The sequence below is a fragment of the Streptomyces sp. NPDC045431 genome (assembly GCF_040646655.1).
GTDB lineage: Bacteria > Actinomycetota > Actinomycetes > Streptomycetales > Streptomycetaceae > Streptomyces.
This window is the reverse complement of sequence record NZ_JBEZAQ010000006.1, coordinates 70,495-88,059: the sequence shown is the minus strand read 5'-3', so window position 1 is coordinate 88,059 and position 17,565 is coordinate 70,495. Positions and strand designations below refer to the sequence as shown.

Here is a 17,565-nt window from a genome sequence, read left to right as displayed (position 1 = left end):
GCGCGAACCGCTCACGCCGCTCACGCCCCCCTCGCCCGCAGCAGCATCAGCGCGATGTCGTCGGTGCGGTGGTGCGTGGGCCGGGCGTGGTGGAGGAGCGCGGCCATGACCTGCTCGAGGTCCTCCTCCGCGGCCTGTTCGTCGAGGTGGGCCGCGATCTCGGTGATGGCCTCCTCGATGTCCGTACCGGCGGTTTCGACCAGGCCGTCGGTGTAGAGGGCCAGCAGGGTGCCGGGGTGCAGCGGGATGTCCGTCACCGGGTACGCGGCGTCCGGCGCGACGCCGAGGACCGGGCCCGGCGGCACGTCCAGGGCGTGGGCGGGGCCGTCCGGCCGGCGCAGCAGCGGCGGCGGGTGGCCCGCGTTGACGAGGTGGGCGCGGCGGTTGCCGAGGTCGAGGTGGGCGTACAGGCAGGTGGTGAAGAGCCCCGGGTCGAGGTCGAGGAGCAGGCGGTTGGTGCGGGCCAGTACCTCGTCGGGTGCCGCGCCGGCGGTCGCGTGGGTGTGGACGGCCGTACGGACCTGGCCCATGAGCGCGGCGGCGGAGACGTTGTGGCCCTGGACGTCGCCGATGACGGCCGCCGCCGTGGTGGAGCCGAGGCGGATCAGGTCGTAGAAGTCGCCGCCGATGTCCATGCCCCGGGTGGCGGGCAGGTAGCGGGCGGCGACGCTCAGGCCCGTGACGGCGGGCAGTGTGTGGGGCAGCAGGGCCTGCTGGAGGCCGTGGGCGAGCTGGTGCTTGGCGTCGTACAGCCGCGCCCGGTCCAGCGCCTGCGCGATCAGCCCCGCGAGGGAGGTGAGGACGGCGCGCTCCTCGGCGGGGAAGGGCCTCGGGTGGTCGTACGTCAGGACGCAGATGCCGACCGGCCGGCCGGAGATGATCAGCGGCAGGAACGCCCACGCCTGCTTGCCGCTGATCAGCGGCGCCTGCGGGTAGATGCGCGCCATGTCGTCGGGGTGCGTGAAGAACGACGGCACCCCGGTGGCGAGGGCCCGTCCCGCCGGGGTGAGGCGCGTGTCGAGGGGGAGGCCGTCGAGGCGTTCGATGACGTGCCGCGGATACCCGCGCGAGCCGGTGATCCGCAGGCGCCCGGAGTCGGCGGTGGACAGCACCAGGCCGTGCGCCCCGAAGGCCGGCATGATCTGGTCGGCGACCAGGTCCACCACGTCCTGCACCCCGACGGCCTCGGTGAGCGCGGCCGCCAGGTGCATCAGCTGGTACAGCTGCCCCGCCCGCGCCGGTGCCGCCGCCGGGAGCGGCTGGTCGGGGTCCGGGCCGGGCTCCCGGCCCGGCGTGGCCTCGGGCGTGGTGTCGGGCGTGGGGCCGGCCGCCGGACGGGGCCCGGTGCGCGACGGGGTGATGCGTACGCTGATGCCGCTCGCGTCCGGGTACAGCCGGAAGTCCAGCCACCGGTCGGGCGGGCGGCACGCCGTGAACGACACGGGCCTGCGGCTCAGGACCGCCGCGCGGTAGCGGTCCTCGTACACCGGGTCGTCGAGCCACGGCAGCGACTGCCACGGCATGGTGCCCAGCAGGCTTTCGGCGCCGCGCCCGAGCAGCTCGGCGCCCCGGGTGCTCAGGTACGTCACCCGCCCCTGGAGGTCCAGCCCGCAGCAGCCCTCGGGCAGCCGCTCCGCGAAGTCGGCGGCGGCGAGGGCGGGTTGGGATGCCACCGGTTCCGGTGCGGTCGGCCGGGACGTGGTGTCCGGGGCGGCCAGGACGCGCGGCCGCTCGGGTGGCGTCACCGGGCGGCCGGCGTCCGCGGCCTCGTCCAGCAGCCGGGCCAGCCGGCGGCTGCTGGAGGCGATGTGGCCGCGTTCGCGCCGCGTCGTGCGCGGCGGATGGTTCCCCGGCCACATCAGCAGCAGCGCGCCCCAGCAGCGGTCGCCGGTGACGGGCACGGCGGCCAGCGCCAGCGGGTACGGCAGCGCCACCGCGGTCCGCGGATACGTACGGGCCATCTCCTCCTGCCCGCCGACCCAGACGAGGCGGTTCTCGCGGACCGCGTCCGCCACGGGCGCCGGGGCGGCCGTCGCGACCCGTGCCCACGGCTCCGCCAGCTCGCGGGGCACACCGCCCACGACGACCAGGTGCAGCACCTGCTCCTGCGGACGCAGCAGGTAGAAGGCGCCGATGGACGCGCCGGTACGGCGCATGGTCTCGCCGAGCGCCGCGTCCAGCGCCGAGTCCAACGCCGCGGCGGGGTCCGCGGCGGGGTCCGTGGCGGGGGGAGGGGCTGGGTCTGCGGCCGGGTCCGCGTTCACGGGGTCCTCCCGGCGCTGTCCGGGCCTGCCCCGGGCTCAGCCCAGGTCGTCGAACATGTCCAGCAGCGCATGCTCGTCCGCCTCTGCCTCCGGCGTCGCCCGGCGTTCGGTGTGCGCGACCTGCTCCGCCCACACCGTCTTCCCCTGCGGCATGTAGCGGGCGCCCCAGCTCTTGGTGAACTGCGCCACCAGGAACAGTCCGCGGCCGCCCTCCTCGGTGGTGGCGGCGCGCCGGATGCGCGGGGAGGAGTTGCTGTGGTCGGACACCTCGCAGATCAGCGTTCCGTCGCGCAGCAGCCGCAGCGCCACCGGCCCCGCACCGCCGTACCGCACGGCGTTGGTCACCAGCTCGCTCACCACCAGTCCCGTGGTGAACTCCAGGTGTGCCAGGTCCCAGTCGATGAGTTTGTGGCGTACGAGCGAACGGGCCTCGGCCACCACGGACGGGTCGGCGGGCAGCTCCCAGCAGGCCACCCGGTCCTCGGGGAGCGCGCGTACCCGCGCCAGCAGCAGGGCCACGTCGTCGCGGGGCCCGTCGGGCAGCAGGGTGTCCGTGATCCGGTCGCAGGTCCGGTCCAGCGAGCCGTCCCGGTCGCCCAGCGCGGCCAGCAGCCGGTCCGTCCGCGCGTCGGAGACCTCGTACCCGCGCTCCTCCTTGAGCAGGCCGTCGGTGTACAGCGCCAGCAGGCTGTCCGGCGCGAGGTCGACGGAGGCGGACTCGTACGGCTGGAGCCCGCCGAGTCCGAGCGGCGGGCCGGCCGGCAGGTCGATCAGGCGGGCCGTGCCGTCCGGCGTCACCACGGCGGGCGGCGGATGCCCGGCCCTGGCGGCCGTGCAGCGGCACGACACCGGGTCGTACACCGCGTACAGGCAGGTCGCCGCCATGGCGGGGTCCGGCTCCGGGTCCTCCGCCGAGCCGGGGTCCGCTGGTGTGTCCGACGGCGTCCCGGAGGCGCGGCCGACCAGTTCGTCCAGGTGGGCCAGGACCTCCTCGGGCGGCAGATCCAGCCCGGCCAGGGTGCGTACGGCGGTACGCAGGCGGCCCATGGTCGCCGCCGCCTGCAGGCCGTGCCCGGCCACGTCGCCGACGACCAGCGCCACCCGCATCCCGGACAGCGGGATCGCGTCGAACCAGTCACCGCCCACCCCCACCCCGGTGCCGGTGTCGGCGGGCAGGTAGCGGAAGGCGAGCTCGGCGGCGGTCAGCCGGGGCAGGTCGCGGGGGAGCAGGCTGCGCTGGAGGGTGAGGGAGGCGGTGCGCTCGCGGCTGAAGCGGCGGGCGTTGTCCACGCTGATCGCGGCGCGGGCCGCGAGCTCGCCCGCCAGGGTGAGGTCGTCCTCCTCGTACGGCCTGTCCCGGCCGCGGCGGTAGAAGCCCGCCAGCCCGAGGATGGCGCCCCGGGCGCACAGCGGGGCGCCCAGGTAGGAGTGCACGCCCTCGCCGAGGAGCTCGACGGGGTGGGCGCCGCCCACGGAGGCGGCCGACGCGGCCGCCGCGGGTACCGAGTCGGCGACCGGCCGCCCGGTGCGCAGGCAGCGGGCCTGCGGGGTGCCGGGCGCGTAGTGGACGGGCCGGCCGACGCCCCGGGCGGGGTCGTGGCCCCCGCCGGTGGCCCGCCCGGCGTCCCCGGTGTCCCCGGCGTCTCCGGCGGCGTCCTCGGCCGACCAGGCGGCGGTACGGGACAGCCCCGCGCCCGGGGCCAGCGGGCCCGGCGGGGGCTCCTCGCCCGCCAGGACACCGTCGACGAGGTCCACCACGACCAGGTCGGCGAAGCGCGGTACCGCGATCTCGGCCAGTTCCTCGGCGGTGCGCCGCATGTCGAGCGTGGTGCCGACGCGTACGCCGGCCTCGTTGAGGAGGCCCAGCCGCCGGCGGGCCTCGGCGGCGAGGCGGCCGACGCCCGGGTCGCCCACGAGCAGGAGCCACGCGTCCGGACGGCCGCCCGCGGCAGCGCCGGACGGCTCGTGCGGCGGGGGCGGCCCCTGCGGTTCCGGTGGACCGGCGGGAGCGGGCGGCCGGGGGAGCAGCGGCACCTCCCGCCCGTCGGGAGCGGTCGCCATGGGCGTACGGGTGGCCGTGGCGGTCGTACCGGTGGAGCCCGTCGCCGTCGCCGTCGCCGCAGTCGTCATCGGCAGCGACGTACGCCGTACGTCGGGGAGGAAGCTGACCTCGACCGCCGCGCCCTCCGCGTCGCCGTGGCGCAGCTGCCTGCGGCGCAGCGCGGCGGTGCGGCCGCCCGCCAGGGTGACCTCGGCGAAGGACTCGTCGTTCGAGGAGATCAGCTGGACCGCGGCCTCCAGCAGGGCGAGCCGCTCCCGGCGGGCCAGCCGGGGCGCCTCACCGCCGGGTCCGGCCAGCTCGCCGGAGTGCAGGTCGAGGCGGGCGTGCGCGCCGCGCTCCCGCTCCCGGAGGAAGGAGCGCATGAGGTCGCGCTCCTTCGCGGAGCTCAGTTCCAGCAGCCGCTCGGCGATGCGGTCGGTGGCCTCCTGGAGCAGTACGGCCATGCCCGGCTCGGCGAGCGACTCGGGGACGGAGAGGTTGACGGCGCCCTGGACCGTACCGCCCACGGGGTCGAACACCGGGGCCGCCATGCAGGTCAGGGACTTGAGGTTGTGCAGAAAGTGCTCGTGGCCGACGACCACGAACGGCGAGCGGGTGCTCAGCACCATGCTGACGCTGCTGGTGCCCATGAAGCGCTCGTCGACGTTGGCGCCGGTGACCAGGGAGGCCTCGTTCATGAGCTCCAGCCCCACGGGGTCGCCCCACCGCTCCACGATGTTCGCGCGGGCGTCGGCCAGCGCGACGGTGACCGGCAGCCCGGAGAACCGGCGGCACAGCCTCTCCAGCACCGGCGTGGCGGCCCTGATCAACCGCGAGTCGGGATCCAGGTCGCCCTCGACGGGCAGCGCCACGCCCTCGGTGTCGATGCCCAGCGACTGCGAGCGCTCCCAGGAGGCGAGGATCTCCGCGCGCACTCCGCCACTGCGGGTCGGATACGAGTCCACAAAACTAGGTTAATCGGGCAAATGGTGCAGTGCTAACGTCGGGCCAAAAGCCATGATCACGGGGGAAGCCATGGAACACCCGACGAACCAACCGCGTCCGGTCACCGTCGTCACCGGCGGCAGCCGCGGCATCGGCGCGGCCACCTGCGTCCGGCTGGCGCGCGACGGACACGACCTCCTCCTGGGGTACGTCGCCGACGCCGACGCCGCCGAACGGACCGCGGCCGCCGTACGCGCGGCCGGGGCGCGGTGCGTCACCGTACGGGCCGACACCTCCGTCGAGGCGGACGTGGAGAGGCTGTTCGACACCGCCGCGGCCGCACTGGGCCCGGTCACCGGCCTGGTGAACAACGCGGGCGTGACCGGCCCGCTGGGCAAGCTCGCCGACGCCCGCACCGAGGACCTGCGGCGGGTCGTCGAGGTGAACCTCCTCGGCTACCTGCTGTGCTGCCGCCGAGCCGCCCGCGACATGGCGGGGCCCGGGCGGTCCGGCGGCGCCATCGTCAACCTCTCGTCGGCCGCCGCCACGCTCGGCGCCCCCGGCGACTACGTCCACTACGCCGCCACCAAGGCGGCCACCGACGCCCTGACCATCGGCCTGTCCAAGGAGCTGGGCCCGGCCGGCATCCGGGTCAACGCGGTCGCCCCCGGCATCATCGACACCGACATGCACGCCGCCATGGGCGACCCCGACCGCCCGGCCAAGGCCGCCGCCGCGATCCCCCTCGGCCGCCCCGGCGAACCCTCCGAGGTGGCCGCCGCCATCGCCTGGCTGCTGTCGCCGGACGCCTCGTACACCACCGGCACGGTCCTGCGGGTCTCGGGCGGCCGGTGAGGCTCCCTAACCCCCTACCTCCTCCGCGATCCGCCGCACCTCCGCCAGCGTGCGGTGCAGCAGGCCCGGACCGAAGGTGACGCGGGTGGCGCCCAGGCGGCCGAGCTCCGCGGGGGGCGGGCCATCGGGCTTGGACAGGGCGTTGACGGGTGCCGTGATCTCGGCGCGCAGCGGCGGGAGGTGGTCGGGCGGGATGAGGATCGGATAGACGCAGTCGGCGCCCGCCTCGGCGTACAGGCGGCTGCGGGTGATCGCGTCCGCCAGGGCCGCCGCGCCCGTCAGGCCGCGTACGTACGTGTCGACACGGGCGTTGAGGAAGAGGGCGTCGCCCGCCTCCGCCCGTACCTCCGCGAGCCACTCGGCGTGCCGGTGCGGGTCCTTGAGCGCGCCCGCCTCGCTGTCCTCCAGGTTCACGCCGACCGCGCCCGTCTCCAGCACGCGTGCCACGAGCTGCTTCGGCGGCAGGCCGTAGCCGCCCTCGACGTCCGCCGAGACCGGGACGGACACCGACCGGGCGATCCGGGACACCGCGGCGAACATCTCGTCCGCGGGCGTGGCCCCGTCCTCGTACCCGAGCGACGCCGCGACCCCCGCGCTCGGCGTCGCCAGGGCCGGGAAGCCGGCCGCCTCGAAGGCGCGGGCGCTCGCCGCGTCCCAGGGGCCCGGCAGGACCAGCGGGTCGCCGGGGGCGCGGTCATGGTGCAGGGACCGGAACGCGGCGACGGGAGACGGTGACACCTGCGACGGCGGCGACGGCATCGGCGGCGGCGACGGCATCGGCTGTGAAAGGTTCACGGGTCGTCGTCCTCAGTGGCTGAACTGGCCGGGGGTGTAGTGACCCGGGACCTGGCGGGTGGCCACGCCGAAGCGGTTCCAGGCGTTGATGACCGTGATCGCCGCGATGAGCTGCGCCAGTTCGGCCTCCTCGAAGTGCTCGGCCGCCTTCTCGTAGACCTCGTCCGGCACGAAGCCGTCCGTCAGGACCGTGACCGCCTCGGTCAGTTCGAGCGCGGCCAGTTCCTTCTCGGTGTAGAAGTGCCGCGACTCCTCCCAGGCGGCGAGCTGGACGATCCGCTCCACCGACTCGCCGGCCGCCAGCGCGTCCTTCGCGTGCATGTCGAGGCAGAGCGCGCAGCGGTTGAGCTGCGAGGCGCGGATCTTGACCAGCTCCAGGAGGTCCGCGTCGAGGCCCCGGCGGCTCGCCGCGTCCAGCCGGACCATGGCCTTGTAGACCTCGGGCGCGTGCGTGGCCCAGTCCAGGCGCGGGGTGTGTTCGGGGGCGTAGTCCTTGGCGTCGTTCGTCGTCATGACAGCGACCGTACGGGCCCGATGGCGCGGGGGTATGGTCCATTTCCATGACGGATCCCTGGGCCAATGCGGCGGCAGCCGCCCGTGTCACCGTCGGCGCCGACCTGCACCTGGAGCTGCGCGGCCCCCGGCTGCGCGCCGGACTCATGGACGCGCTGCGCGACGCCGTGCGCACCGGGCGCCTCGCCCCCGGCACCCGGCTGCCGTCGTCCCGCTCGCTCGCCGCCGACCTGGGCATCGCCCGCAACACGGTCGCCGACGCGTACGCCGAACTCGTCGCCGAGGGCTGGCTGACCGCCCGCCAGGGCTCCGGCACGCGCGTCGCCCGCCGCGCCGCCCCGCGCCGGCTGCCCGTGCCCGCACCCGCGCCGGCGGGCGGCAACCAGGGCCGCGCACCGGCGCCGCGTACGGCCGCCCGGCCGCCGGCCCGGCCCCGGCGGGGCCCCCTCCACAGCCTCCACCCCGGCACGCCCGACCTCGGCTCCTTCCCGCGCGGCGAGTGGCTCAAGGCGGCGCGCCGCGCGCTGACGGCCGCCCCGCACGAAGCCTTCGGCTACGGCGACCCGCGCGGCCGGCCCGAGCTCCGTACCGTCCTCGCCGACTACCTCGCCCGGGCGCGCGGGGTTCACGCCCACCCGGACCGGATCGTGATCTGCTCCGGCTTCGTCCACGGGCTGATGCTGATGGCCAAGGTGCTGCGCGGGCGCCGCGTACGGGGCGTCGCGGTCGAGTCGTACGGCCTCGACGTCCACTGGAGCCTCCTGACCGACGCCGGACTGCGCACCTCCGTGCTGTCCCTCGACGAACAGGGCACCCGTACCGACACCTTGGGCACCCAGGGCGCGGTCCTCATCACGCCTGCCCACCAGTTCCCGCTGGGCGGTGCCCTGCCGCCCGCGCGGCGCGCGGCGGCCGTCGACTGGGCGCGGCGCGCCGGCGCGCTGATCCTGGAGGACGACTACGACGGCGAGTTCCGGTACGACCGGCAACCGGTCGGGGCCCTGCAGGGGCTCGACCCGGAGCGGGTGGTCTACTTCGGCACGGCGAGCAAGTCGCTGACGCCGGGGCTGCGGCTGGCGTGGATGGTGCTGCCCGAAGCGCTGGTGGGCGAGGTGGCGGAGGCGAAGGGCCCCATCGACTGGGCGTCCGGCGCGCTGGACCAGCTCACCCTCGCGGAGTTCATCTCCTCGGGCGCGTACGACCGGCACGTGCGGTCCATGCGGCTGCGCTACCGGCGCCGGCGCGACCAGCTCGTGGCGGCGCTCGCCGAACGGGCCCCGCACATCCGCGTCAGCGGCATCGCCGCCGGGCTCCACGCCGTGCTCGAACTGCCGCCGGGCACGGAACGGTCCGTCGTCCAGGCCGCCGCCTGGCAGGGCCTCGCCCTCCAGGGCCTCGACGGTTTCCGGCACCCGGGGGTCGAGCGCACCCGGGACGGGCTGGTCGTCGGATACGGGACGCCGACCGACAGCGCGTGGGCCGGCGCGCTGGACGCGCTGTGCCGCGTGCTGCCGTGAGCACCGTTCCCGGACCCGCCCTCCCCGGCGCGGGAACCGCCCTCTAATCTGTGCCGTCCATGGTCGTGTTGACGGACGACGAAAACGGACGACGAGAGGGTGGGCGCATGCGCAGGCTGAGGTCGAGCACGGTCGTGCTCGGCGGCATGGGGGTGCTCGCGGCGACGCTGACGTCCTGTGGCTCCGAGCCGGACAAGCGCTGCGCTGACCCCGTCACGCGCGAAAAGCTCCCCAGCTACGAGTGCGAGGACAGCACCCGTACGGGCCAGTACTACTACGGCGGCTCCGTCAGCAACGGCAAGGTCTCCGGCGGCAGCTTCGACAAGTCGGCCGTCGAGCGCGGCGGCTTCGGCTGCTCGGGCTCCGGCGGCGGCTGAGCCCCGGGGCACGAGGGCACGAGGTCACCGATGAAGCGTTTCACCATCGAGCCGCGCCCCGACTGGCAGCGGACGGTCGAGGAGCAGGGGCTCGTCTACCCCCTCACCCGCTTCCCCGACGGCTCCCTGCGCCCGTACTGGGACGAGAGCGCCTACTACGTCTTCACGCTCCCCGAGGTGGAGGCGCTGGAGGAGGTCGTCGAGGAGCTGCACGCCATGTGCCTCGCGGCGGCCGCCCACATCGTGGACCACGACCGCTTCGCCGACCTCGGCATCACCGACCCGCGCCTCGCCGGGCTCGTCGCCGAGTCCTGGCGCCGACGCGCCGAACTCCCCTCCCTCTACGGCCGGTTCGACCTGCGCTACGACGGTACGGGCCCGGCCAAGATGCTGGAGTACAACGCCGACACGCCCACCTCGCTCGTGGAGGCCGCCAGCCCCCAGTGGTTCTGGATGGAGGACCGCTTCCCCGGCGCCGACCAGTGGAACTCCCTCCACGAACGGCTCGTCGACGCCTGGAAGCGGCAGTCCGCCCTGCTGCCGCCGGGCCCGGTCCACTTCGTCCACTCGGACGGCGACGAGCTCGGCGAGGACCTGATGACCGTCGCGTACCTGCGCGAGACGGCCCAGCAGGCGGGGCTCGACACCGAGGCGCTGTCGGTCGAGCGGATCGGCTGGGACCGGCTCTCCGGCCGCTTCGTGGACGACCGGCTGCGCTTCATCCGCAGCTGCTTCAAGCTCTACCCGTGGGAGTGGCTGACGACCGACCCCTTCGGCGGGCACGTCCTCGACACCCTCGACAACGGCGGCGGCACCGGCACCACCTGCTGGATCGAGCCCGCCTGGAAGATGCTCCTCTCCAACAAGGCGCTGCTGGCCATCCTCTGGGAGCTGTATCCGGGCCACCCGAACCTGCTCCCGGCCTACCTCGACGGCCCGCGCGAACTGGCCGCCCCCTCCGGGCCCGGTTACGTCGCCAAGCCGCTCCTCGGCCGGGAGGGCGCCGGGGTCACGCTCCACGGGCCCGGCACCGAGCCCGTGGTGCGCGAGGAGCCGTGCTGCTACCAGGAGCTCGCCCCGCTGCCCGACCTGGGGGCACCCCCAGGCGACAGCTCTGGGGGAGGCAACCGCGTGGTGCTCGGCGCGTGGGTCGTCGAGGACGAGGCGGCGGGGCTCGGCATCCGGGAGTCGTCCGGGCTGGTCACGGACGAGTACGCCCGCTTCCTGCCGCACGTCATCCTGTAGGGAGGGCGGTCAGCGCAGCACCGCGCGCAGCTGCTCCAGCGCCCAGTCCAGGTCCTCCTTGCCGATCACCAACGGCGGGGCGATCCGGATCGTCGACCCGTGGGTGTCCTTCACCAGGACCCCGCGCTCCATCAGCTTCTCGGAGATCTCCCGCCCGGTGCCGAGCCGCGGCGCGATGTCGACGCCCGCCCACAGGCCCCGCCCGCGGACGGCCTCGACGGCGCCGCCGCCCACCAGCAGGCCGAGCTCGTGGTGGAGGTGGTCGCCCAGCTCGGCCGCCCGCTGCTGGTACTCGCCGGTGCGCAGCATCGCGATCACCTCCAGCGCCACGGCGCACGCCAGCGGATTGCCGCCGAACGTCGAGCCGTGCTCGCCCGGCCGGTGCACCCCGAGCACCGCCGCGCTCGACACCACCGCCGACACCGGCACCACGCCGCCGCCGAGCGCCTTGCCGAGGACGTACATGTCGGGGACCACGCCCTCGTGCTCGCACGCGAAGGTCCGGCCCGTGCGCCCGAGGCCCGACTGGATCTCGTCCGCGATGAACAGCACGTTCCGCTCGCGGGTCAGCTCGCGGACCCGGGCCAGATAGCCGGGCGGCGGCACCAGCACCCCGGCCTCGCCCTGGATCGGCTCCAGGAGCACGGCCACGGTGTTGTCGGTCATCGCCTCCTCGAGCGCGGTGGCGTCGCCGTACGGGACGATCTCGAACCCCGGCGTGTACGGGCCGTAGTCCGCGCGCGCCTCCGGGTCGGTCGAGAAGCTGACGATGGTGGTCGTCCGGCCGTGGAAGTTGTCCGCCGCCACGATGATCTTCGCGGTGCCGTCGGGGACGCCCTTCACCCGGTAGCCCCACTTGCGGGCGGTCTTCACGGCGGTCTCCACCGCCTCCGCGCCCGTGTTCATCGGCAGCACCATCTCCATGCCGCACAGGTCGGCGAGCTGCTCGCAGAAGTCCGCGAACCGGTCGTGGTGGAAGGCGCGGGAGGTCAGCGTCACCCGCTCCAGCTGGGCCTTGGCGGCGTCGATCAGCCGCCGGTTGCCATGGCCGAAGTTGAGCGCCGAGTAACCGGCGAGCATGTCGAGGAAGCGGCGCCCCTCGACATCGGTCATCCACGCCCCCTCCGCCGAGGCGATGACGACCGGCAACGGGTGGTAGTTGTGCGCGCTGCGCGCCTCCGCGGAAGCGATCGCGTCCTGCGTTCTCGACACGGGGTCTCCGTTCGTCCTGCGGCTGGGGGCCTGGGTACACCCACATCTATCGTCGCTCGCGATGTGGGCCGGGAAACCTCCGTGCGACGCGCCCGCTAAGGTGGGCCGTACGCACGGCGACTGGCGTACGGGGAAGCGACCCCGGGGGAGTCGTGCGCGGCAGACCGCTCGAGGTGCCGCCCGCCTGGGGACCTCGTTGGATGTGAGTGCTGCCGACCCTCCCAGGAGGACGCCATGAGCGACGTTTCCCTTCCCCCGCACCACCCGGCCCTGTCCGCCGCCGATCCCGAACTGGCCGCGCTGGTCGGTGCCGAGGAGCGGCTGCAGGCCGAGACCCTGCGCCTGATCCCCAGCGAGAACTACGTCTCCGACGCGGTGCTGGAGGCCTCCGGCACCGTCCTGCAGAACAAGTACAGCGAGGGCTACGCCGGGCGCCGTTACTACGAGGGCCAGCAGATCATCGACCAGGTCGAGCGGCTCGCCGTCGGCCGCGCCAAGGCCCTCTTCGGCGTCGACCACGCCAACGTCCAGCCCTACTCCGGCTCCCCGGCCAACCTCGCCGTGTACCTCGCCTTCGCCCAGCCCGGCGACACCGTGATGGGCATGGCCCTCCCGATGGGCGGCCACCTCACCCACGGGTGGGGCGTCTCCGCGACCGGCACCTGGTTCCACGGGGTGCAGTACGGCGTACGCGAAGACACCGGGCTCATCGACTTCGACCAGGTCCGCGACCTCGCCCTCAAGGAGCGGCCGAAGATCATCTTCTGTGGCGGCACCGCGCTGCCCCGGACCATCGACTTCGCCGCCTTCGCGGAGATCGCCCGGGAGGCGGGCTCCGTGCTCGTCGCCGACGTCGCGCACATCGCCGGCCTGATCGCGGGCGGCGCCCACCCCTCACCCGTGCCCCACGCGGACGTGATCTCCACGACCACGCACAAGACCCTGCGCGGGCCGCGCGGCGCGATGCTGATGTCGCGCGAGGAGCACGCCAAGGCCATCGACAAGGCGGTCTTCCCGGGCCTCCAGGGCGGCCCCCACAACCAGACCACCGCGGCCATCGCCGTCGCCCTCCACGAGGCCGCCCAGCCCTCCTTCCGGGACTACGCCCACGCGGTCGTCGCCAACGCCAAGGCCCTCGCGGCCGAGCTGCTCGCCCGCGGCTTCGACCTCGTCTCCGGCGGCACGGACAACCACCTGATCCTCATGGACCTCACGCCCAAGGACGTCCCGGGCAAGGTCGCCGCGAAGGCCCTCGACCGGGCCGGGATCGTCGTGAACTACAACACCGTCCCCTACGACCCCCGCAAGCCCTTCGACCCCTCCGGCATCCGCATCGGCACCCCGTCGCTGACCTCGCGCGGTCTGGGCACCGCGCACATGGCGGCCGTCGCCGACTGGATCGACCGGGGCGTCACCGCGGCCCGGACCGGGGACGAGGACTCCCTGGCCAAGATCCGTGCCGAGGTCGCCGACCTGATGGCCGCCCACCCGGCGCCGGGCCTGCCCGTCTGACACGTACCCGCCCGCCTGCCCGCCCGCTCCCTGTGTCCTTCGTCGCAGGGGGCGGGCGGGATCCGTTCCCCAGCTGTCGGTGGCACCTGCGAGAATGAGGGGCATGGCCTCAGATCGCCCTCCCGTCGCCCACCACCACCCTCAGGGGAATGGCTTCGCCATGCAGCGTCGTCCTCGTGTGCTCTCCGGAATCCAGCCCACCGCCGGCTCGTTCCACCTCGGCAACTACCTCGGCGCGGTCCGTCAGTGGGTCGCGCTGCAGGAGTCGCACGACGCCTTCTACATGGTCGTCGACCTGCACGCGATCACCGTTCCGCAGGACCCGGCCGAGCTGCGCGCCAACACCCGGCTCGCCGCCGCCCAGCTGCTCGCGGCCGGTCTCGACCCCGAGCGCTGCACGCTCTTCGTCCAGAGCCACGTGCCCGAGCACGCCCAGCTCGGCTGGGTCATGAACTGCCTCACCGGCTTCGGCGAGGCCGGCCGCATGACGCAGTTCAAGGACAAGGCCGCCAAGCAGGGCGCCGACCGCGCCACCGTGGGCCTGTTCACGTACCCGATCCTCCAGGTCGCGGACATCCTGCTCTACCAGGCCCACCAGGTCCCGGTCGGCGAGGACCAGCGCCAGCACATCGAGCTCACCCGGGACCTCGCCGAGCGGTTCAACGCCCGCTTCGGTGAGACGTTCACCATCCCGGCGCCGTACATCCTGAAGGAAACGGCGAAGATCTACGACCTGCAGGACCCGACCGCCAAGATGAGCAAGTCGGCGTCCACCCCGAAGGGCCTGATCAACCTGCTCGACGAACCGAAGACGACGGCGAAGAAGGTGAAGAGCGCGGTCACGGACACCGACACCGTGATCCGCTTCGACCCGGAGGAGAAGCCGGGCGTCAGCAACCTCCTGACGATCATGTCCACCCTCACCGGCACCTCCGTCCCCGACCTGGAGCGGTCGTACGAGGGCAAGCTGTACGGAGCCCTGAAGACCGACCTCGCCGAGGTCGTCGTGGACTTCGTCACCCCCTTCCGGACCCGTACGCAGGAATACCTGGACGACCCGGAGACGCTGGACTCGATCCTGGCCAAGGGCGCGGAGAAGGCCCGGACGGTCGCCGGCGAGACGCTGGCCCGGACGTACGACCGGATCGGCTTCCTGCCCGCGAAGCACTGAGCAGGCACTGAGCAAGCCTGAGCAAGCACTGAGCAAGCCTGAGCAAGCAGTCGGCGAGCACGGAGCGCGCTCGCGCGGTGGCCCGACGGCTCTGGCCACGCGGCGGGTGCAGCCGCCACACTGGCGCTGCGCCCGCACCGACCGGACGACTGGACTGAGGAGTGAGGAGAACGACGTGGGGACCGTAACGCTCGGCGTTTCGATCGCGGTCCCGGAGCCCTACGGCAGCCTGCTCCAGGAGCGGCGCGCGGGCTTCGGGGATCCCGCCGCGCACGGCATCCCCACCCACGTCACGCTCCTGCCCCCGACCGAGGTCGACGTGGCGCGGCTGCCCGAGGTCCGGGCGCACCTCGCCGCCGTCGCGGCGGCCGGCCGCTCCTTCCCGATGCGCCTCAGCGGCACGGGCACGTTCCGGCCGCTGTCGCCGGTCGTCTTCGTCCAGGTGGTCGAGGGCGCGTCGGCGTGCTCCTGGCTCCAGCAGCAGGTCCGCGACCCCTCCGGGCCGCTGGCGCGCGAGCTGGCGTTCCCGTACCACCCGCACGTCACCGTGGCGCACGGCATCCCCGACGAGGCGATGGACCGGGCGTACGACGAGCTCGCCGGCTTCGAGGCGGCGTGGACCGTCGGCTCCTTCGCGCTCTACGAACAGGGCGCGGACGGGGTGTGGCGCAAGCTGCACGCGTACGAGTTCGGCGCCGGCCGCCCGACGAAGGGCGGCGTGCCCGCGCAGGGCGCACCGGTGGACGAGCCGGCCCCGACGCGCGGCTGACCCGTCCTGCCGGCGGGCCCCTCAGAACGGCAGCCGGCGGAAGACCGGGCGCGGCAGGTGCCGCAGGACCGACATGACCGGCCGCAGCGCGCCCGGCACCCACACCGTCTCCGCGCGCCGCCGCAGACCCTGCTCGACGGCGTGGGCGACCGCCTCCGGGGTCGTCGCGAGCGGCGGCTCGGCGAGCCCGGCCGTCATCCTCGTCCGTACGAACCCGGGCCTGACCACCATGACGTGCACGCCCGTGCCGTGCATCGCGTCGCCCAGGCCCTGGGCGAAGGCGTCGAGGCCCGCCTTGCTGGAGCCGTAGACGAAGTTGGCGCGGCGGGCCCGCTCGGCGGCCACGGAGGAGAGCACGACCAGCGAGCCGTGGCCCTGTGCGCGCAGGGCGTTGGCGCAGGCCAGCGCCGAGGAGACGCCCCCGGTGTAGTTGGTCTGGGCGACCTGCGCGGCGGCCGCCGGGGCGGCCTCGTCCCGGGCCTGGTCTCCTAGGACACCGAAGGCCAGCAGCACCATGTCGATGTCGCCCTCCGCGAAGACCTTGCCGAGCGTCTCCTCGTGCGCGGCGGTGTCGAGGGCGTCGAACGGCACCGTGTGCGCCACGGCCCCGAGCTCCCGCAGCGACGCGGCGGCCGCGTCCAGGGCGGGGGAGGGGCGCCCGGCGAGCCACACGGTCCGGGTGCGTCCGGCGATCAGGCGGCGGGCGGTGGCCAGGGCGATCTCCGACGTACCGCCGAGGATCAGGAGGGACTGGGGGGCGCCGAAGGCGTCCTTCATGGCGGCGTACTCCTTACAGGCCGAGGCGGCGGGCGAGGTCCGAGGTGAAGACGGAGCCGGGGTCCAGGCGGCCCCGCAGGGCGAGGAAGTCGGGCAGCCGGGGGTACATGGCGCGCAGCGTCTCCGGGCGCATCCGGGAGTCCTTGGCGAGGTAGACCCGGCCGCCCGCCCCCGCCACCTCCTCGTCGAGTTCGTCCAGGAACGCGCCGAGGCCCGGCAGCCCGGCCGGGATGTCCAGCGCCAGCGTCCAGCCCGGCATCGGGAAGGAGAGCCACCCGGAGCCGGCCTCGCCGAAGCGCTTCAGCACGGCGAGGAAGGACGGGCAGCGGCGGCGCGCGATCCGGTGCACGATGCGGCGCAGGGCGTCCTCGCGGCCGTACGGGACGACGAACTGGTACTGGACGAAACCGGCGCGGCCGTAGACCCGGTTCCAGTGCGGCACGCCGTCGAGCGGGTGGAAGAACGCCGGGATCGGCTGGAGCTGCCCGGTGCGGGGGCGGCGCGGGGCCTTGCGGTACCAGAGCGCGTTGAAGGCGCGGACGCCGGAGCGGCTCAGCAGCCCGTCGCGGGAGGGCAGGTGGGGCGGCGGGGGCAGCTGCCCGGTGCGGAAGGCGAGTGGGCGGCGCCGCGCGCGGGCCGGGAGCGCGTCGTACGGAGCGTGGTCGCCGCGCGTGAGGACGGCGCGGCCGGTCGCGGCGCCGCGCGCGAGGAGGTCGATCCAGGCGACGGAGTAGCGGTAGCGGTGGTCGGTCGCGGTCAGACGGGCCATCAGGTCGTCGAGGTCGGCGGCGCGTTCGGTGTCCACGGACATCAGGGACGTCTCGACGGGCAGGAGCCGGACCGTGGCGGCGAGGATCACGCCGGTGAGGCCCATGCCGCCGGCGGTGGCGTCGAACAGCTCGGTGCCGGGCGCCACGGTGCGGATCTCGCCGTCGGCGGTGAGGAGTTCGAGGGCGCGTACGTGGTGGGTGAAGGAGCCGGAGACGTGGTGGTTCTTGCCGTGGATGTCGGCGGCGACGGCCCCGCCGACCGTGACGTGGCGGGTGCCGGGGGTGACGGGGACGAACCAGCCGAGCGGGAGCAGCACCTCCATCAGGTGGTGGAGGCTGACCCCCGCGTCGCAGACGACGACCCCCGCGTCGGCGTCGAGGGAGCGGACGCGGGCGAGGGCGGTCATGTCGAGGACGGCGCCGCCCGCGTTCTGCGCGGCGTCGCCGTAGGCCCGGCCGAGGCCGCGGGCGACGGCCCCCCGGGCACCGCACGCGCGGACGGCGGCGGCTGCCTCCTCGTACGTGCGGGGCCGTACGACGCGGGCGACGGTGGGGGCGGTGCGGCCCCAGCCGGTGAGGGCCTCCGTGACGGACCCGGTGGCGGGCTCGGTGAGGGACTCCGTGACGGGCTCGGTGGCGGGCTCGGTGGGCATGGGGCGACGGTAAGCCGTTCCATGCCTCTTCCAGATGATTTCAAGCGGGATGTGCCACTTATTGCCTGACTCCCCGAAATGGGTGATTAAACGAGTGTCAGGAAAGATGTCCGTGCGATGAGACGCCCGGCGGGCGACAGTCGCCTCTG

14 protein-coding genes are annotated in these 17,565 nt (G+C 74.4%); 7 read left to right on the top strand and 7 right to left on the bottom strand.

Features of this window, described 5'->3' with window-relative positions:
- Window positions 1-20 precede the first annotated feature (20 nt).
- Both AB0A69_RS15850 and AB0A69_RS15845 read right to left on the bottom strand, forming a co-directional pair.
- Window positions 21-2,156 (bottom strand): SpoIIE family protein phosphatase, encoded by a 2,136-nt coding sequence (locus AB0A69_RS15850; RefSeq protein ID WP_361421670.1) that lies wholly within the window; start codon window positions 2,154-2,156, stop codon window positions 21-23.
- Window positions 2,157-2,300: 144 nt separating this feature from the next.
- Complete coding sequence (locus AB0A69_RS15845) at window positions 2,301-5,270, bottom strand: SpoIIE family protein phosphatase (protein ID WP_361421036.1); 2,970 nt, start codon at window positions 5,268-5,270, stop codon at window positions 2,301-2,303.
- Window positions 5,271-5,340: 70 nt separating this feature from the next.
- Here AB0A69_RS15845 and AB0A69_RS15840 point away from each other — a divergent pair, with 70 nt between their 5' ends.
- Window positions 5,341-6,105, top strand: a complete 765-nt coding sequence (locus tag AB0A69_RS15840) for an SDR family oxidoreductase (protein ID WP_361421034.1) — start codon at window positions 5,341-5,343, stop codon at window positions 6,103-6,105.
- Window positions 6,106-6,111: 6 nt separating this feature from the next.
- On the opposite strand, the gene AB0A69_RS15835 is transcribed toward AB0A69_RS15840, so the two are convergent.
- The gene (locus AB0A69_RS15835; RefSeq protein WP_361421667.1) at window positions 6,112-6,864 is read right to left on the bottom strand and encodes an isocitrate lyase/phosphoenolpyruvate mutase family protein; all 753 of its coding nucleotides are present in this window, start codon (window positions 6,862-6,864) and stop codon (window positions 6,112-6,114) included.
- Window positions 6,865-6,912: 48 nt separating this feature from the next.
- The gene (locus AB0A69_RS15830) at window positions 6,913-7,413 is read right to left on the bottom strand and encodes a carboxymuconolactone decarboxylase family protein (RefSeq protein ID WP_361421031.1); all 501 of its coding nucleotides are present in this window, start codon (window positions 7,411-7,413) and stop codon (window positions 6,913-6,915) included.
- Window positions 7,414-7,460: 47 nt separating this feature from the next.
- Here AB0A69_RS15830 and AB0A69_RS15825 point away from each other — a divergent pair, with 47 nt between their 5' ends.
- From AB0A69_RS15825 to AB0A69_RS15815, 3 genes are all read left to right on the top strand, one after another.
- Entirely contained in the window at window positions 7,461-8,930 is a 1,470-nt protein-coding gene (locus tag AB0A69_RS15825; RefSeq protein ID WP_361421028.1) for a PLP-dependent aminotransferase family protein, read from the top strand.
- Window positions 8,931-9,037: 107 nt separating this feature from the next.
- Complete coding sequence (locus tag AB0A69_RS15820) at window positions 9,038-9,307, top strand: hypothetical protein (RefSeq protein ID WP_361421025.1); 270 nt, start codon at window positions 9,038-9,040, stop codon at window positions 9,305-9,307.
- A 30-nt stretch (window positions 9,308-9,337) separates the two neighbouring features.
- On the top strand, window positions 9,338-10,552 hold the full coding sequence (locus AB0A69_RS15815) for a glutathionylspermidine synthase family protein (protein WP_361421022.1): 1,215 nt from the start codon (window positions 9,338-9,340) through the stop codon (window positions 10,550-10,552).
- 9 nt (window positions 10,553-10,561) lie between these two features.
- On the opposite strand, the gene rocD is transcribed toward AB0A69_RS15815, so the two are convergent.
- On the bottom strand, window positions 10,562-11,764 hold the full coding sequence (gene rocD, locus AB0A69_RS15810) for an ornithine--oxo-acid transaminase (RefSeq protein ID WP_361421020.1): 1,203 nt from the start codon (window positions 11,762-11,764) through the stop codon (window positions 10,562-10,564).
- 234 nt (window positions 11,765-11,998) lie between these two features.
- On the opposite strand from rocD, the gene glyA reads away from it, so the two are divergent.
- From glyA to AB0A69_RS15795, 3 genes are all read left to right on the top strand, one after another.
- The gene (glyA, locus tag AB0A69_RS15805) at window positions 11,999-13,276 is read left to right on the top strand and encodes a serine hydroxymethyltransferase (protein ID WP_361421017.1); all 1,278 of its coding nucleotides are present in this window, start codon (window positions 11,999-12,001) and stop codon (window positions 13,274-13,276) included.
- 160 nt (window positions 13,277-13,436) lie between these two features.
- Window positions 13,437-14,447, top strand: coding sequence for a tryptophan--tRNA ligase (gene trpS / locus AB0A69_RS15800; protein WP_361421014.1), 1,011 nt, complete (start codon window positions 13,437-13,439; stop codon window positions 14,445-14,447).
- 175 nt (window positions 14,448-14,622) lie between these two features.
- On the top strand, window positions 14,623-15,216 hold the full coding sequence (locus tag AB0A69_RS15795) for a 2'-5' RNA ligase family protein (protein WP_361421011.1): 594 nt from the start codon (window positions 14,623-14,625) through the stop codon (window positions 15,214-15,216).
- A gap of 21 nt (window positions 15,217-15,237) precedes the next feature.
- On the opposite strand, the gene AB0A69_RS15790 is transcribed toward AB0A69_RS15795, so the two are convergent.
- Both AB0A69_RS15790 and AB0A69_RS15785 read right to left on the bottom strand, forming a co-directional pair.
- Window positions 15,238-15,993 carry a decaprenylphospho-beta-D-erythro-pentofuranosid-2-ulose 2-reductase gene (locus AB0A69_RS15790; protein WP_361421008.1) on the bottom strand — a complete coding sequence of 252 codons (756 nt, stop codon included), beginning with the start codon at window positions 15,991-15,993 and terminating at the stop codon, window positions 15,238-15,240.
- A 13-nt stretch (window positions 15,994-16,006) separates the two neighbouring features.
- The gene (locus AB0A69_RS15785) at window positions 16,007-17,416 is read right to left on the bottom strand and encodes an FAD-binding oxidoreductase (protein ID WP_361421005.1); all 1,410 of its coding nucleotides are present in this window, start codon (window positions 17,414-17,416) and stop codon (window positions 16,007-16,009) included.
- Window positions 17,417-17,565 lie beyond the last annotated feature (149 nt).

Bases quoted from the DNA above. Each gene is read 5' to 3' on its own strand.
- AB0A69_RS15850 (WP_361421670.1), bottom strand. From the start codon at position 2,156: ATGCGCCGTACCGGCGCGTCCATCGGCGCCTTCTACCTGCTGCGTCCG.
- AB0A69_RS15840 (WP_361421034.1), top strand. From the start codon at position 5,341: ATGGAACACCCGACGAACCAACCGCGTCCGGTCACCGTCGTCACCGGC.
- AB0A69_RS15835 (WP_361421667.1), bottom strand. From the start codon at position 6,864: ATGCCGTCGCCGCCGTCGCAGGTGTCACCGTCTCCCGTCGCCGCGTTC.
- AB0A69_RS15830 (WP_361421031.1), bottom strand. From the start codon at position 7,413: ATGACGACGAACGACGCCAAGGACTACGCCCCCGAACACACCCCGCGC.
- AB0A69_RS15825 (WP_361421028.1), top strand. From the start codon at position 7,461: ATGACGGATCCCTGGGCCAATGCGGCGGCAGCCGCCCGTGTCACCGTC.
- AB0A69_RS15820 (WP_361421025.1), top strand. From the start codon at position 9,038: ATGCGCAGGCTGAGGTCGAGCACGGTCGTGCTCGGCGGCATGGGGGTG.
- AB0A69_RS15815 (WP_361421022.1), top strand. From the start codon at position 9,338: ATGAAGCGTTTCACCATCGAGCCGCGCCCCGACTGGCAGCGGACGGTC.
- glyA (WP_361421017.1), top strand. From the start codon at position 11,999: ATGAGCGACGTTTCCCTTCCCCCGCACCACCCGGCCCTGTCCGCCGCC.
- trpS (WP_361421014.1), top strand. From the start codon at position 13,437: ATGCAGCGTCGTCCTCGTGTGCTCTCCGGAATCCAGCCCACCGCCGGC.
- AB0A69_RS15790 (WP_361421008.1), bottom strand. From the start codon at position 15,993: ATGAAGGACGCCTTCGGCGCCCCCCAGTCCCTCCTGATCCTCGGCGGT.
- AB0A69_RS15785 (WP_361421005.1), bottom strand. From the start codon at position 17,416: ATGCCCACCGAGCCCGCCACCGAGCCCGTCACGGAGTCCCTCACCGAG.